11 protein-coding genes are annotated in these 17,049 nt (G+C 36.3%); all 11 read left to right on the forward strand.

Going from position 1 to position 17,049, the window contains the following annotated elements:
- Positions 1-206: 206 nt before the first annotated feature.
- The gene (locus J2Z23_RS16495) at positions 207-1,169 is read left to right on the forward strand and encodes a hypothetical protein (protein WP_057993865.1); all 963 of its coding nucleotides are present in this window, start codon (positions 207-209) and stop codon (positions 1,167-1,169) included.
- 223 nt (positions 1,170-1,392) lie between these two features.
- Complete coding sequence (locus J2Z23_RS16500) at positions 1,393-2,109, forward strand: GntR family transcriptional regulator (RefSeq protein WP_209974606.1); 717 nt, start codon at positions 1,393-1,395, stop codon at positions 2,107-2,109.
- Positions 2,110-2,119: 10 nt separating this feature from the next.
- A complete protein-coding gene (gntK, locus tag J2Z23_RS16505) occupies positions 2,120-3,655 on the forward strand; it encodes a gluconokinase (protein WP_057987342.1) in 1,536 nt (511 codons plus the stop codon).
- A 100-nt stretch (positions 3,656-3,755) separates the two neighbouring features.
- Entirely contained in the window at positions 3,756-5,114 is a 1,359-nt protein-coding gene (locus tag J2Z23_RS16510; protein WP_209974609.1) for a gluconate:H+ symporter, read from the forward strand.
- A 15-nt stretch (positions 5,115-5,129) separates the two neighbouring features.
- Positions 5,130-6,530, forward strand: a complete 1,401-nt coding sequence (gnd, locus tag J2Z23_RS16515) for a decarboxylating NADP(+)-dependent phosphogluconate dehydrogenase (RefSeq protein ID WP_064467651.1) — start codon at positions 5,130-5,132, stop codon at positions 6,528-6,530.
- Between the two features lie 283 nt (positions 6,531-6,813).
- Positions 6,814-8,394 (forward strand): response regulator transcription factor, encoded by a 1,581-nt coding sequence (locus tag J2Z23_RS16520; protein ID WP_165602786.1) that lies wholly within the window; start codon positions 6,814-6,816, stop codon positions 8,392-8,394.
- 385 nt (positions 8,395-8,779) lie between these two features.
- A complete protein-coding gene (locus J2Z23_RS16525) occupies positions 8,780-10,501 on the forward strand; it encodes a sensor histidine kinase (RefSeq protein WP_238482820.1) in 1,722 nt (573 codons plus the stop codon).
- Positions 10,502-10,667: 166 nt separating this feature from the next.
- Complete coding sequence (locus tag J2Z23_RS16530) at positions 10,668-11,957, forward strand: ABC transporter substrate-binding protein (RefSeq protein ID WP_209974611.1); 1,290 nt, start codon at positions 10,668-10,670, stop codon at positions 11,955-11,957.
- Positions 11,958-12,141: 184 nt separating this feature from the next.
- Positions 12,142-13,014: a carbohydrate ABC transporter permease gene (locus J2Z23_RS16535; protein ID WP_057987025.1), complete on the forward strand. Its 873-nt coding sequence runs from the start codon at positions 12,142-12,144 to the stop codon at positions 13,012-13,014.
- On the forward strand, positions 13,011-13,835 hold the full coding sequence (locus J2Z23_RS16540; protein ID WP_057987027.1) for a carbohydrate ABC transporter permease: 825 nt from the start codon (positions 13,011-13,013) through the stop codon (positions 13,833-13,835). Before J2Z23_RS16535 ends, J2Z23_RS16540 begins: the two co-directional genes overlap by 4 nt.
- A gap of 85 nt (positions 13,836-13,920) precedes the next feature.
- On the forward strand, positions 13,921-17,049 hold the full coding sequence (gene lacZ / locus J2Z23_RS16545) for a beta-galactosidase, LacZ type (protein ID WP_064467648.1): 3,129 nt from the start codon (positions 13,921-13,923) through the stop codon (positions 17,047-17,049).

Consider the following 17,049-nt stretch of genomic DNA (forward strand, 5'->3'; position numbering starts at 1 on the left):
GATACTTAAGTTATTGAACCGCCGTATACGAGAACCGTATGTACGGTGGTGTGAGAGGTCGGCTAATCAATTAATGATTAGCCTCCTACTCGATTGGTTCTCAATGTAGGTCTAAAGCTTCGTTCATATATCGAATTTCCTATTTAAATTAAAAAGGGGTTCGTTTATGCTGAGTGCAGTAGGATTTCCTAAAAGAGGTGTATCGTTTGTTAAAAAAAGCTGGAGAGATTTTAGGTTATATAGGATTAATTTTATTATTTGTTGTAGGAACTGTTGCACTGATCACCGATTATATTGATGATTATAATTTATTAAATGCAGAGAAAGAAGAAGCAACGATCATAGGGAAAACAGCTGAAAAAGGTTTGTTTTTAGCACCAGCTTATTATGTTAAAGTCGATTTAAATGATGGAAGGGAAGAAGCAACTTTTAAAGGGTATTTAAACCGAATATCGAAAAAACAAATGAAGAACCTTGAAGTCGGGGATAAAATTAACGGCTTTTCCACGGGGAAAGACTTTTCAACGATCCGTGACTTTTTATTCGATAGTATCTTTTATTTACTAGGTATTACTATTTTTGGCTTATTAGCATTGGTCCTCTTTTTTGCGCTAATCTTAGAAATAAAAATTGTCGACCGCTTTTTCACACGTCTAGATGAGTCACTCGGTAAGTTCATCTGGAAGATGATTGGTTGGTGTTTTAAGGTTCTTGCCATTGCCGTAGTACTTTACTTTTCCACCGGATATTTGTCTAATCTCTTTCATAAAATTATCCCGATAGCGCAAACGAAGACAGAGGCGGTAATTACAGAGAAACATGCGGATATTTCATATAAGAAATATCAAGATTCTTCTTATGAATTTACATTAGAATATACAAGCAAAGCTGGTGAGGATATAAGAGTAGTGAAGGCAGTGACGAGACATACTTATAACAAATACGAAGCTTATCAAAATGTTCCTATTTCATATCGTAATTCGGATCCATATAATGTATTCATTCAGGGGACCAATGGAATCGATCTATTGAATATGGTGACTTATATTGAATGGATGCTATATATGATGCTTATTGGTTTATTTTTCATCGTTGGATTCATTTATTTTCATAAAAGAAAACAAAATCGGACAAATGATTTCGAAGGGAAAGAAATTAAAGAAAATTAAAATTATATAAGAAAAGTATTTTTAGGGAAGATTCAGAAGTTATAAACATTTCCCTATTAGAAATATCTGAAATTGTACTTATACCAATGTAGATAAGGGCTTGGGCTTCCCAGCCTTTTTTTGTGTCTTTCAAGGCGGGAATTATCATGCTTTAACGAATATACAATCTAAAATCATTATGTTAGTATACTTGTATACAGCTATACAAGAAGAAGGTGAAATTATGAAAAGGTTCTATCCGCAAAATAGATTAACGGAATCCTCAATGGGTGAACGGGTGATAGCGGATTTAAGAATGAGAATTATTTCCCAGGATATCAATGAAGGAGCGATCCTTTCCGAAAATAAATTATCTCAAGAATACAATATGAGTCGGTCGCCAATTCGTGATGCGCTTAAACTGCTAGAAAAAGAAGGTTTGGTCCAACAGAAACGAATGGGAGCAAATGTCATTGGTATTTCAGAAAAAGACATTGATGAAATCTATGATATTCGGCTAATTATTGAATCCTTTGTATTTAAAAGATTGCTAAAGTCTGAAACGGCTTCATTAATCAATCAATTAAATAAAATTTTAGAGATGATGAAAATTGCGGTTAAATATAATGATGCGGATGAATTTTCATTCAGGGATATAGAGTTTCACGAGAAAATCATCACCTCAATCCACCACCGACACATAGAAATTCTTTGGTCTAATTTGCGGCCCATTATGGAGTGTCTTGTTTTATTATCGATGAGACATCGGATGGAAGAGAATAAAGAGGATTTTGACCGTGTGATTCAAAACCACGAGTTACTGATTCAAGCGATTGAGAACAAAGATGAACGATTAGTGGATGAAGCTTTTTATAAAAACTTTAATGATGTGCACAAACAATCAGATGATTTATGGAGTAACCCTATATTTCTAAAGAGAGCGAGTATGTATCATGAATAAAAATAAATATATGTTAGGTGTCGATATTGGTACAACGAGCACAAAAGCTGTATTGTATCGTGAAACAGGTGAAATACTAGCCGTAGAAAACAATGGATATGAGTTATATACACCTGATAGTGAAACAGCTGAACAGAATCCAGAAGAGATCTTTCAGGCGGTTCTATTATCAATTGGGAACGTTATGAAAAAGTCAAAAATAGATCCTAAAAATTTATCTTTTATTTCTTTTAGTAGTGCCATGCATAGTGTAATTGCGGTGGATGAAAATAATCAACCGTTAACAAACTGTATTACTTGGGCTGATAATCGCAGTGCTAAATGGGTACAGAAAATAAAAGAAGAAATGAACGGTCATGAAATTTATCGGAGAACAGGAACACCAATTCATCCGATGTCACCGCTTTGCAAAATTACTTGGCTTGAACAAGATTGCCCCGAAATTTCTCGTAAAACGAAAAAGTATATCGGGATTAAAGAATATATTTTTTACCAATTCTTTAAGCAATATCTTGTCGACCATTCTATTGCATCATGTATGGGTATGATGGACCTTGAGTCACTGGAATGGGATAAAGAAGCGTTAGCAGTAGCCGGGATTTCAGAAGAGAAATTATCACGCCTTGTCTCAACGAAGGAAATTGTAACAGGTTGTGACCCGAAATACGCGGAGAAGATGAACATTTTGCCTGAAACTAAATTTGTAATCGGAGCGAGTGATGGCGTTTTATCCAACATTGGTGTAAACGCGTTAAAAAAAGGAGAAGTCGCTGTTACGATTGGAACAAGTGGTGCAATCCGCACGGTAATACCGAAACCACAGACAGATCCTAAAGAGCGGATCTTTTGCTATGCTTTGACAGAAGATCATTGGGTGATTGGTGGCCCTGTTAATAATGGTGGTATGATCTTTCGCTGGGTTCGTGATGAATTAGCTGCCAGCGAAGTGGAAACAGCGAAACGTTTAGGAATGGATGCGTATGATGTTCTCACAAAAATTGCCAGTCGTGTCCCAGCAGGTTCAAATGGCTTACTATTCCATCCGTTTTTATCAGGTGAAAGGGCTCCATTATGGAATGCTAATGTTAGAGGCTCTTTTATGGGATTAACATTAAGTCATAAAAAAGAGCATATGGTACGGGCGGCTCTAGAGGGCGTTATTTTCAATTTATATTCAGTCTATTTAGCATTAGTTGAAGTCATGGACGAGCCTGTGACCTCATTAAAAGCAACGGGTGGATTTGCTAGATCGCCCTTATGGAGACAAATGTTGGCCGATATTTTTGACCGAGAAGTGGTTGTACCAGAAAGTCATGAGTCATCTTGCCTTGGTGCTTGTCTGTTAGGATTATACGCATTAGGAAAAATCGACTCATTTGATGTTGTTGAGGACTTAGTTGGAACAAGCCATAAACATACTCCAATTCAAGAAAATACAAAGGAATATGAACAATTAATGCCCATTTTTATCAGTATTTCACGTGCCATGCTAAGTGAGTACGAGAAAATCGCGCAATATCAAACGAGATTAAATCAAAATAATTGATTACATTATACAACAGTGACGTGTTCAAAAAAGTTCGAGCGATACTATGATGGGCTTCTTGAACAACGGTTAAAGACTACCATGATAGGAGAAAAAGAAAATGGAACATTACCTTCCACTAATTATTGTTGCATTAGGAGTGATCGTTTTATTACTTCTAATTACCAAGCTGGAGCTTGATACATTTATCTCACTCATTATTACCGCTTTTCTTGTCGCTTTGGCACTCGGTATGCCATTAGATAAGATAGTTGAGTCGATCGAAGGCGGGATGGGGGGAACCCTCGGCAGCATTGCTTTGATTTTTGGTTTTGGTGCGATACTCGGAAGATTAGTGGCAGATGCGGGGGGTGCCCAGCGTATTGCTACTACTTTAATTGATAAGTTTGGAGAAAAGAATATTCAGTGGGCGGTTGTGATTGCTTCCTTTATAATCGGGATTGCTTTGTTCTTTGAAGTTGGGCTTGTTTTATTAATCCCCATTATTTTCCAAATCGCGAAAGAGTTAAAGATGTCACCGCTATATTTAGGAATTCCAATGGCAACAGCTTTATCGGCTACACACGGATTTTTACCTCCTCATCCGGGCCCAACAGTGATTGCTCAGCAATATGACGCAAATATTGGAATGGTATTAATCTATGGTATCATCATTGCAATTCCAGCAGTAATCATTGCTGGACCATTATTTACGAAAGTGATTCGAAAAATTATCCCAGCTTCATTTGAGAAACAAGGGAATCTTGACTCCTTGGGAGAAATAAAGACATTTGATCTCAAGGATACACCTGGATTTGGCATAAGTGTTTTAACATCATTATTTCCAGTCTTACTCATGGCGATATCTACGATTGTTGATTTAATTCAAGATCTTGGAAATGTATCGGATAATATGCTTTTTAAGATTATTCATTTAATTGGACAACCAACGACTGCCTTATTAATTTCCGTTTTGTTAGCTATTTATACGATGGGAATCAAGCGTAATATTCCAATGAAGAAAGTGATGCAATCCGCGGAAGAGTCAATTCGCGCTATTGGTATGATGCTATTAATCATTGGTGGTGGCGGTGTACTAAAACAAGTATTAATTGATGGTGGAGTTGGTGATGCTGTTGCTGCCATATTTGAAGGTAGTTCCATGTCCCCATTATTATTAGCTTGGATTATAGCAGCAATATTAAGAATTGCATTAGGCTCTGCCACAGTCTCAGCTCTTACAACAGCTGGGCTTGTCATCCCATTGATGCAAGGAACGGGTGTGGATCCTGCTTTAATGGTGCTAGCCACAGGGGCTGGTAGTTTAATTGCTTCTCATGTCAATGATGCAGGATTCTGGATGTTTAAAGAATTTTTTGGCTTGAATTTAAAAGAGACCTTTGCCACTTGGACATTGCTTGAATCAATCATTTCGGTTGTAGGTCTTGCTGGTGTATTAGTCATAAATTTGTTTGTATAAAGGATGGAACGATAGGTGAAAAATACAATAGGTGTTTATGGTTTAGGTGTAATGGGAGCGAATTTAGCTAAGAACATGCTCCATAATGGAGAACGTGTGGCCATTTTTAATTATACTAGGGATTTAACGGATGCATTTCTGGATGGGTATTCTCATCCAGAAGTGTCTGCTCATTTTAACTTAGAAAGTTTTGTTCATTCACTAGAAAAACCACGTAAAATATTTATGATGGTGACAGCTGGTCCAATTGTGGATTCGGTCATTCAGTCACTTATCCCTTTATTGGAACCAGGCGATATCATTATGGACGGAGGAAATTCCGATTTTCATGATTCTAATCGCAGATATCAACAGTTAGAAGAACAAGGAATTCATTTTATTAGTGTAGGGGTATCAGGTGGAGCGGAAGGGGCTTTACATGGTCCGGCACTTATGCCGAGTGGAGATCCAGATGCTTATAAACAAGTGGCCCCAATTTTGGAAAAAATTGCAGCAAAAGTAGATGGGAAGCCTTGTTGTACTTATATTGGACCGGCAGGATCTGGTCATTATGTGAAGATGGTGCATAATGGAATTGAATATGCAGATATGCAATTGATAACCGAAGCCTATTTATTTTTGCGCAAAAAGCTTGGACTCACGGTAGAAGAGATTGCAACAGTATTTAAGTCTTGGGATGAAACAGAATTAAAGAGCTATCTTATGGAAATTACCTCGGAAATTTTGACCAAAATGGATGAGGAAACAGGAAAGCCAATGGTTGATGTCATTTTAGATAAAGCTGGTCAGAAGGGTACGGGAAAATGGACAAGCCAAGATGCATTAGATTTAGGTGTGCCATCTTCGATACTGACAGAGTCCGTCTTTGCTCGCTACCTTTCTTCTTTAAAAGAAGAGAGAACCTATGCGGAGCAGCATTTAACAGGTCCTAAGCTTGTTAAAGATGAAGCGGATAAGGAAGCATGGATTCAATTCGTTAAAGAAGCTTTATATATGGGGAAAATCTGTGCTTATGCCCAAGGATTTTACCAATATAAATCGGCTTCTGTTCAAAAAGACTGGGCACTAGATCTAGGCGAAATTGCTTTGATTTTCCGTGGTGGTTGTATTATAAGAGCAGACTTCCTTAATGATATTAGTGATGCTTATAAGGGAAATCAAGAGGTCACTAATCTATTATTAGCTCCTTTCTTTATGGACAAAGCGAATCAAATGGAGTCATCTTTAAGGAAAGTTGTGATTAAAGGGTTTGAGAATGGTCTTTCTTTACCATGCTTTAGCGCGGCCTTATCCTTTTATGATGGTTATCGCTCATCTGATAGTGGAGCGAATATTATTCAAGCGCAACGAGATTATTTTGGTGCGCACACGTATGAAAGAGTCGATAAAGAAGGAACTTTCCATACAGACTGGTAATAGAGTATATTAGATAAAAATTTCCTCCCTCTTTATACGTTTAGTTGCTAATCCAGCTAAACATATAAAGGGGGATATTTTTATTGGCAAAAAGTTGTAACGATAATTGCTGACTACTTATGCTTGGATTGTCTTAAAGAAGATGAAGATTCTCACGCGAAAAAAGTAAGCATGTTATGAATGAACTGATGAATAATAAGAATTAGACGGGAAGGGTTATCTTGGTAAAGGAGAAACAGTATCCGAAAATTTTTTAGCAGAAAATGTTATAATGTTGGGTGCCTTGACAATTTATTATGAGGAAACAGGAAGAGGATATAAAATGATGGAGCAGGAACGATGTAAGGTACTTATTGTCGACGACGAAGTATTAATTCGACAGGGTATTAGGCACTATGTAAATTGGGATGAGGAAGGATTTGTCATTATTGGAGAGGCTTCTAATGGAGAGGAGGCTCTCAATATTATCGAAAAAACACCTCCTCATATTATCATTACAGATATTGTGATGCCGATTATGGATGGGATTGAACTAACTAAAAAGGTGAAAGAGGAATATCCGGAAATTGAAGTTATTATCTTAAGTAGTTTCAGTGATTTTGATTATGTTCGTTCGACTTTTCAAAGTGGTGTGGCTGATTATATATTGAAACCTAAACTAGAAGGACCGGAATTATTAAGGGCTCTCAAACAGGCATTACGGCGCTTGCCAAATTTTGATCTAGATTTGTCTAACCAATCAATTACCACGACGGAAGATTGGATCCGTTATTTGATGGCCGGTTATGAACCGATTAATCAGAAACAATTAGAGTATGAATCATTTCCCAAAAGTCACTTTTGTCTTATGGAAATTGATCTAAAATTAGTGAAGGATATTCATAAAGTGAAAAAGAATATCATGGAACAACTTCCTTACGTCTTAGCCGATTTTAATTATTATCCGATTCTGTTAGAAGATCGCAGTTTTTCCTATATTATTAACATAGATAAGGAAGAGTTTTCATCGCTTATTGCTACTATTAAAAAGGTAGCAGGGAAGTCAGAAAAAATAGGACACTCCATAATTTGGTTACTTGGTGAGCCATTTAAAGAAATGGCACAATTAAAAAAGCATTATGAAGATGAGTTAAAACGTTTAAGAAGCTATCGATTTTATTTTCCTGAACAAAACTTTTTAATGTTAAGAGAATTACCAGAGGTTCCAGAAGAAAGTAGCTTTGAGTTGAATCGTTTTATTGATGTATTTAAGCGGCGTGACTTTGAGAAGGCTTTTGAAGAACTGAATCAATATACTGAATATCTAACTCACCAATATACTGTAAATGAAAATGAATTTAAAGCAATATTAGGAAATATAATTTTCAACATTACGCTCCTTTTAGAGGGGATGAAATTTGACCTGAATCAAATGCAGCAAGATAGATACCAATACTTTGCAATGTTAAATGAAGCAGACAATAGTAAAAGTGCAAAAGATTGCTTTACCAACTTTTTAGAAGAAGTTCAAAATTTGATTACTTCACAAATGAACACTCAAAATCAGTCAAATATGCCGCAACTATTGGAGTATATCGATCAACATTATAACGAACCAATTAGTTTAGCTGATTTAGCAAATCATTTTCATTTTAATCCATCTTATTTATCCACCTACTTTAGTCAACATCATGGAATTGGATTTAATGAATATCTTAATCAAATTCGGATCGAGAAAGCAAAATCTTATTTGGAAAACAAAAATGTTTCGATTTCAGAGATTAGTGGATTTGTTGGCTATTCGGACCATAGTTATTTTTGTAAAGTATTTAAAAAAATGACAGGAATGTCACCGAGTAAATATCGGAAAAGTTCGCTTATATAAGTGCCAAAAAGAGGCAGGGACAGTATTTTTACCAAAGAAAAAACGAACGACTAGAGGGGATATACCTCCGCTCCAGAAATATACTTTGCTTTCCGAAGGCCTACAGGATGTGGTCATGCAGGCGTTGCGACGTACAAGGAAGTACTAGTGTAGGTGAAGTTGCGCTTTGACTCTACGGCCAGGACGGCGCGAACTTAGCCTGCGTTTCCTAGTGGCAAGTCACCTCGGGCTTCGCCTTCTGGGGCCTTGCCGAACTCTCACTTCTCACAGGAGAGATACTTGCTTTCACTAGCTTGATTCTTTTGAAACATGCATTTGATAGGAATGGATAAAGATGATAAAAAATTATATAGGCAAATTTAAAAGAAACAGTTTATTTTTTAAAATGTTTCTTGTCATGGTGACAAGCATTGTGACGGTTTCTATCTGTATTACATTCGCCATGATTCAGATGTCTGAAAAGCTATTTATCGATCAATTTAGCATTACAAATGCAAAGGTGGTTGAACAAATCACTTCGAATTTTGAAAATTATAGTTATTCAACTGCTTCTGTTATGCATCAAGCACAACAAAGCGGAACCGTTAAAAACTTTTTGATCGATAAAAATACGGAACCAATTGCATTAGCAAAGGCTACTTATAAGATTAAACAACAAATGGACTATTATGATTCATTACTAAACCATGATGGAGTTAATATTGTGCTTATGGGAGAGAATAATCGCTCTTTCTCGACCAATTATGTGAAATGGCCATTTCCACAGGAAATATTACGTGAGCACGCCATTACATTAAATGCTTATAAAAATCCAAATCAAATTCTCTATCAATATGCATCTCAAGATCCCGTCGATACGGCAATCCCATCGATTGTCGCAACCAAAGCATTAATGGATCGCTCTAATAACCATATTTATGGAGTGATTTATGTCTCATTGCGGGAAAATGACTTTAGGCAAATGTATTCGAGGTATACAGGAAATGGAAATGATGTGTATTTAATGGACCAGTCTGGAAGGGTTGTATCAAGTAATAAAAAGGCTATAATTGGTCAGAATGAAAGTGATTTATTAAAACAGGTAAAAGATATTGAGAATCATAATTTAGAATTGAAGCAAGTAAACGTATTTAACAAAGATTATTTGTTGTTTTCAAGCTACTTACCAACATTTGATATGTATTTAATTAATTTGATCGATCGTGAAAATGTACAAAAGAATTTGGTGGACAAAAAAACCATTGTTTTCATTAGCGCTATTATTGTCTTAATTACACTTTGTATTGTTTTTCTAATTTCTCGTAGAATGACGAAATCATTATCAGGATTAGTAAAGGAAATTTCTGATATGAGTAAAAGTAATTTTGATTTTTATGTAACTGAATCAGGTAGTTATGAAACTAAACAATTGGCAAAATCATTTAATTATATGTTGGATGAGCTCCATGAGTATGTTGAGCAATTAATCGAAACGCAAAAGAAACAGAGAAATGCAGAGTTAGAGGCTTTACAACAACAAATTAATCCGCATTTTTTATATAATACATTGGCATCTGTAAAATTTATGGTTCAACAGGGGGATCGGGAAAAATCGGTTGAAACGATTCATGCTCTAATATCATTACTCCAAAACACGATAGGGAATATTAATGAGACAAATACGGTGGAACAAGAACTGGATAACTTAAAGAATTACGTATATATTAATCAAATGCGTTATGGCGATAGAATAAAAATGCATTATTTTATTTCTCCCGAATGTTTAGCGTGTGAAGTTCCTAAGTTAATGATTCAACCCTTTATCGAAAATGCCTTTTTTCACGGGTTTAATCAAAAGAAAGAAGGATATATCCAATTACTCATCTCTCAAAGGGAAGAGGAGTTGCTTTGCGAAGTTGTCGATAATGGGGATGGGATGGAAATAGAATCACGGAGCAATCTGCCAAAATCAAAGGGAAAGCGTCATTTCTTTTCAGGGATTGGTATTCTTAATGTCCAAGAAAGAATTCAACTTTTATATGGAGAGAAATATGGTATAGAGGTAGATAGCATATTAGGAAAAGGAACAAGGATTAGGATACGTCTTCCTGTCATTAAATCTAAATAAAATACAAATACCAAAATAAAATCCAAATTATAAGTATTCGCTTTCAAAACATCAAAATAAAGTCAAAGCTTTATCTAAAGATCGTTCTAACGATCTTTTTTTATGCATGCTACAATTTTAATTGTAAGGTAAAGTAATCGCTTTCAATTAATGGGAGGTTTAGAAGATGAAGAAAATTTTATTTATTCTTATTGCAAGTATATTAGTATTAGCAGCATGTAGTTCTGGTTCAAAAGAAGGGAAAGAGTCAGAAGGAAACGGAAAGAAAGATCCTAATACTATTACAGCATGGGCATGGGATCCAAAATTTAATATTGCTGCACTTAAATTAGCAGAAGAAAAATACTCCGGCGATGAAGAGATCAACTTAGATATTATTGAGAGCGGACAACCAGATATTATATCTAAATTAAATACGGGCTTAAGTTCTGGAACGATGAAAGGGATGCCAAATCTTGTATTAATTGAGGATTATCGTGCTCAAAGTTTCTTGCAAGCGTATCCAGATGCCTTCTATGACTTATCAGATTATATTAATCCAGATGATTTCGCAAAATATAAAATTGAATCCGCAAGTTTAGATGGAAAAATTTATGGACTCCCATTTGATACTGGTGTTGCAGGTTTGTATGTGAGAACAGATATGCTTGAAGAAGCAGGATTTACGGTAGAGGATTTCACGGATATTACGTGGGATGAGTTTATTGATATGGGGAAGGAAGTAAAAGAGAAAACAGGAAAACAAATGTTAACAGTAGATCCTAATGACCTAGGAACTATTCGAATGATGATTCAAACAGCAGGTGAATGGTATTTGAAAGATGATGGAACTACCCCGAATCTTGCAGGAAATGAAGCGATGGCTGATGCGTTTCGAGTCTATAAAACAATGCTAGATGAAGGAATTGCGGGTATCCATTCGGACTTCAGTCAATTATTAGCTACAATTGGTGAAGAGAAAGTTGTAACTGTTGCTCAAGGAAACTGGATTACACCAAGTATTACAGCAGAAGAAGAACAATCTGGAAAATGGGCTGTCGTTCCAATTCCGCGATTGAATGTACCGAATGCAGTAAATGCATCAAACTTAGGGGGAAGCTCTTTCTATGTTTTAAATATTGATGGAAAAGAAAAAGCAGCTGAGCTCTTATCAAATACATTCGGATCCAGTGAAGACTTTTATCAAGATCTCGTTTCCGAAATTGGAGCGATTGGCACCTATATTCCTGCTGCAAAAGGTGAGGCATATAAAGAAAAGGTTGAGTTTTTTGGAGGACAAGAAACAGTCGCAGATTTTTCCGAATGGATGGAAGAAATTCCTGGTGTAAATTATGGTATGCACACATATGCGATTGAGGACATCCTTGTGGCCGAAATGCAAAATTACTTGAATGGACAAGATATCAAGGAAGTACTTGATAACGCACAAAAACAAGCAGAAGCACAGCTAAAATAAATGACTAAATAAAAGTGAGGTGGGGCTTGCCCCCTTCATCTTATGAAATCCTTTTTCATTTTTAAGTTTTGTACGTAGGCCAGCGAGTTAGGTTATGACGACACAAACTTAGCTGTTCATCCTTAAACAAGCGCCTAAGCTAGTTACAGCAGGCGCTTGAGCTTTAGTATAGGGAGTGAGAATAATGAGTAATAAGTTTAAAAATAATACGATTGGTTGGTCGTTTGTTTTAGTCGCTACGTTTTTTATCGTCATCTTCTACTTTTATCCCATGATCCAAGCGTTTATTTTATCTTTTAAATCAGGAATGGGTAATAATTTAGAATTTGTTGGAATGGATAATTACACTCGATTATTTGGAGACCCAACCTTTATTGCTGCCATAAAAAACACCTTTATTTATTTAATCTTTCAAGTTCCCATTATGATCATTTTAGCGTTAATCTTTTCAGTTCTACTAAATGATCCCAAATTAAAGTTAAAAGGCTTTTTTCGCACAGCGATCTTTTTACCAGCCGTGACTTCACTTGTTGCATACTCTATTATTTTTAAATATTTATTTGGACAAGATGGCATTATTAATCAATTCTTGCTGAATATTTCACTTATCTCTGAGCCAATTCAATGGTTAACAGATCCAGTATTAGCAAAAGTGACGATCATTATTGCCATTACTTGGCGCTGGACGGGATATAATATGATATTTTATTTATCCGGTTTACAAAATATTGATCAATCAATTTATGAAGCTGCAAGAATAGATGGAGCGAATGTCTTCCAAATCTTTACTAAGATTACAGTTCCAGCTTTAAAACCAATTATTTTATTTACATCCATTACTTCAACGATTGGAACATTGCAATTATTTGATGAAATTATGAATATCACAAAAGGTGGACCAGGCAATGCTACAGTTTCCATCTCTCAATATATTTATAATTTATCCTTTAAGTATACGCCTGATTTTGGCTATGCAGCAGCTGTTTCCTTTGTTATCGTAATACTTATTGTATTATTTTCAGCCCTACAATTTAAAGCGGCAGGTGATCGAAATTGACAACATTTAAAAGAGTATTCGCCTATGTTTTCTTATCGATAGCTGCATTTATCTCCATTTTTCCATTTTTATGGATGATTATTAGTGCAACCAATACATCGAGTGATGTGACGAAAGGACGTTTGCTTCCTGGAAGTCACTTATTTGAAAATATGAAAAATCTATTTGAGACGGCTGATATGGGAACAGCCTTAACAAACTCAGCCATTATTGCAATTGGAACAACTATTCTAGCTTTGGTTATTGGTTCATTAGCAGGCTATGGTTTTGAAATTTACCGAAGCAAAAGGAAAGATATTCTTTTTAATATCTTACTACTATCTATGATGATTCCGTTTGCCGCTTTAATGGTTCCTCTCTATCGGATGTTTGGCGGCATTTCATCTACAGTACCATTTATCGGAATTGACACATTAGCAGCCGCTGCTCTACCAACGATTACCACTGCCTTTCTAATCTTTTTCTTTCGACAAAATACGAAAATGTTTGCGAAGGAATTGGTGGAAGCTGGGAGAATAGACGGATTGTCGGAACTCGGGGTCTTTTTCCGAATTTTTATGCCTTCCATGAAAACGACATATGCTGCTGCTGCAATCATAACCTTTATGAATAGTTGGAATAATTATTTGTGGCCACTAGTTGTTTTACAATCACCTGGTAAACAAACTATCCCACTCCTTATCTCTAACTTGGGTTCAGGATACTCACCAGATTTTGGAGTTATTATGATGGCTATCGTCATTGGTACCTTACCAACAGCACTAGTATTTTTCTTAATGCAAAAACATTTTGTCGCTGGTATGATGGGGTCAGTGAAGTAAAATTAGGGGGACTGTCCCCCGTTGCTTTAACGCATTGCCCTAGTGGGGGACAGTCCCCAAAAAATTAAGAAAGAAGGTTTATGAATTGTTGAAAAGTGCAGAGAAGTTCCGCTATACTCCACCTAAAAATGGTTATCCAGAATGGAATAATAATCCGGAAATTTTTCAGTTGAATCGATGTGAGGCTCATGCTACTTTAATGCCATTTGATACAGTAGAAGAGGCTTTACGAGGGAAACGTCAAGCTTCTAAAAACTATCAATCATTGAACGGACAATGGAAGTTTTCTTTCTCTGAAACTCCTGAAGAGAGAAGCCAGGATTTTTATAAAGCAAATTTCGATAGTAGTAACTGGGATACAATTAAAGTTCCAGCTCATTGGCAATTACAAGGCTATGATTATCCACAATATACGAATGTACGATACCCATGGAGCGAGACTGAAGATATTCAACCACCTTTTGCACCAACGAAGTATAATCCAGTAGGACAATATATTCAAACCTTTACATTACCGAAACAGTGGGAAAAGCAACCTGTTTATATTCATTTTGAAGGGGTGGAGTCGGCTTTTTATATTTGGGTGAATGGAGAGTTTGTCGGCTATAGTGAAGATACATTTACACCGGCAGAGTTTGACCTCACTCCTTATTTGCAGGATGGTGAGAATAAAGTTGCTGTCGAAGTTTACCGTTGGAGTGATGCAAGCTGGCTCGAAGATCAAGACTTTTGGCGTTTAAGTGGGATTTTCAGAGATGTATATCTTTATACGACTCCTATTGTTCATGTTCAAGACTTTTTTGTTCAGACGGATTTAGATGCACAGTATCGTGATGCGGAATTGAAAATCGAGGCTAAGATTCGCAATTATTTAAAGCAAACAGACGAAAATATTAAGTTCAGCGCGATGTTGTATGATCAAACGCAAAATCAAATAATGAAGCAACCTGCTATGCTTGAGCTTAATATGGGTGATCAAGAAATGCGCGAAATTCATACAAGCGTTTTTATTGAAAATCCCCTCAAATGGAGTGCAGAACAGCCAAATTTATATACTCTTGTTTTATCTCTTGAAGATGAAAGGGGTAACATATTAGAGACTATAAGTTGTAAGATAGGTTTCCGTAAATTTGAGCTTAAAGATGGTTTAATGAAAATCAATGGAGAACGAATCGTATTTAAAGGTGTGAATCGTCATGAGTTTCATGCAGATAAAGGCCGTGCTATCGAATATGAAGATATGGTTCACGATATTAAATTAATGAAGCAATTTAATATTAATGCAGTTCGGACATCACACTACCCCAATAATCCATATCTGTATGAACTTTGTGATCAATATGGATTATATGTGATTGATGAGAATAACTTAGAAACACATGGGACGTGGAGATATGGGCAGAAGGAACTTGAGGATACTGTTCCAGGTAGTAAGCCGGAGTGGACAGAGAATGTGTTAGACCGCTGTAACTCGATGTTCCAACGTGATAAAAACCATCCATCCATTATTATTTGGTCCCTAGGGAACGAGTCTTTTGGGGGCGATAATTTCTTAAAAATGTATCAGTTCTTTAAAGACAATGATCCAACTCGTTTAGTTCACTATGAAGGCGTATTCCATTATCGCCCATCTGAAGCAGCGTCTGATATAGAGAGTACAATGTATATTCCACCAGCTGATGTGGAGAGATATGCTCTTGAAGCAGAAGCTTCTGATCAACCAGTAAAGCCATATATCATTTGTGAATATAGCCACGCGATGGGGAATTCTAATGGGAATTTATTTAAATATACTGAGCTATTTGATCAATATCCCATTCTTCAAGGAGCATTCATTTGGGATTGGCGTGATCAGGCATTACGCACTAAAACAAAAGATGGCGTTGAATTTTTAGCTTATGGTGGAGACTTTGGTGAATCACCACATGATGGGAACTTTTCCGGAAACGGTCTCATTTTTGCAGACGGTTCTATTACTCCAAAGTTAATCGAAGTGAAAAAATGCTATCAAAATGCTGAATTTAAAGCTATAGAGCTTGAAAATGGAATTGTTCAAGTTTGGAACAAGAATCTTTTTACCAATTTACGAGATTATACATTGAGCTACGAAATTACAACAGATGGCAAGCGGATTAGGACTGGGGAAGTCGATATCGATGTAGAGCCACTAGAAACAAAAAATATTGAACTTGGTTTTAACCTTGCTGGGATAGAGGAAAAAGGAGAAGTCATTTTGACGATTCACCTTTTGAGAAAAAGTTCTACCATTTGGGCAGAACAAGGGCATGAAGTTGCATTTGAGCAATTTATCCTTCGCGAAAAAGAACCCGAAAATAAAGTGTCTCAAGATGGTTCATTAAAAGTTGAAGAGGGAACTACGGACTTAGTGATTTCTGGGAAAAACTTTATCGTTTGTTTTCAAAAGGAAACAGGGGATCTATCATCCTATCGATTTGCTGGTGAGGAGTTATTGAAATCACCATTGCGTCCTAATTATTGGAGAGCTATGACAGATAATGATCGGGGCAGTCAGCTTGACCAACGCAGTGTGACATGGCGTGAAGCTGGAATAAAGCGACAACTAGAAAGCTTTACATTTGAAACATCCGAGGATCAAGTAGTCGTTTCTGCAAAATATCAATTACCGACTTCAACTGAATCAACTGTTGAAGTAAAGTATACGATCGACCTATCAGGTGAAATTTTAGTCGATTCTACTTTAGTACCAGGTGCAAGTCTACCGGAGATTCCAGAGGTAGGAATGTTATTTACAATGGATTCTAACTTCGAAAACATTGATTGGTATGGCAAAGGGCCACATGAAAATTATTGGGATAAGCACAAAAGTGCCAAAATTGGCCTTTATCAAGGCAAAGTTGAAGAGCAATATGTTCCTTATCTCAAGCCACAAGAATGTGGGAATAAGACAGACGTCAGATGGGCGGCTGTGACAGATGAACGAGGAATAGGCATCGAAATTACAGGAGTGCCTACGGTGGAAGTCAATGTACTTCCTTACCTACCAGCGGAACTAGAGGAAGCAAGCCATCAATATAAACTACCGGAAAGTGATAAAACGGTAGTTCGTGTTAACTTGAAACAAATGGGTGTAGGTGGCGATGATAGTTGGAGCCAAAAAACACATCCAGAATTCACATTATATGCTGACCAAACTTATCATTATCAATTTAAACTTAAAGCAATTCAAAAATAA

The organism is Lederbergia galactosidilytica (genome assembly GCF_017873565.1).
In the GTDB taxonomy this organism is placed as follows: domain Bacteria; phylum Bacillota; class Bacilli; order Bacillales; family Bacillaceae_C; genus Lederbergia; species Lederbergia galactosidilytica.

What these genes read in the sequence shown, in the direction of transcription:
- J2Z23_RS16510 (WP_209974609.1), top strand. Translation starts at nt 3,756, where the DNA reads ATGGAACATTACCTTCCACTAATTATTGTTGCATTAGGAGTGATCGTT.
- J2Z23_RS16530 (WP_209974611.1), top strand. Translation starts at nt 10,668, where the DNA reads ATGAAGAAAATTTTATTTATTCTTATTGCAAGTATATTAGTATTAGCA.
- J2Z23_RS16535 (WP_057987025.1), top strand. Translation starts at nt 12,142, where the DNA reads ATGAGTAATAAGTTTAAAAATAATACGATTGGTTGGTCGTTTGTTTTA.
- gntK (WP_057987342.1), top strand. Translation starts at nt 2,120, where the DNA reads ATGTTAGGTGTCGATATTGGTACAACGAGCACAAAAGCTGTATTGTAT.
- J2Z23_RS16525 (WP_238482820.1), top strand. Translation starts at nt 8,780, where the DNA reads ATGTTTCTTGTCATGGTGACAAGCATTGTGACGGTTTCTATCTGTATT.
- J2Z23_RS16500 (WP_209974606.1), top strand. Translation starts at nt 1,393, where the DNA reads ATGAAAAGGTTCTATCCGCAAAATAGATTAACGGAATCCTCAATGGGT.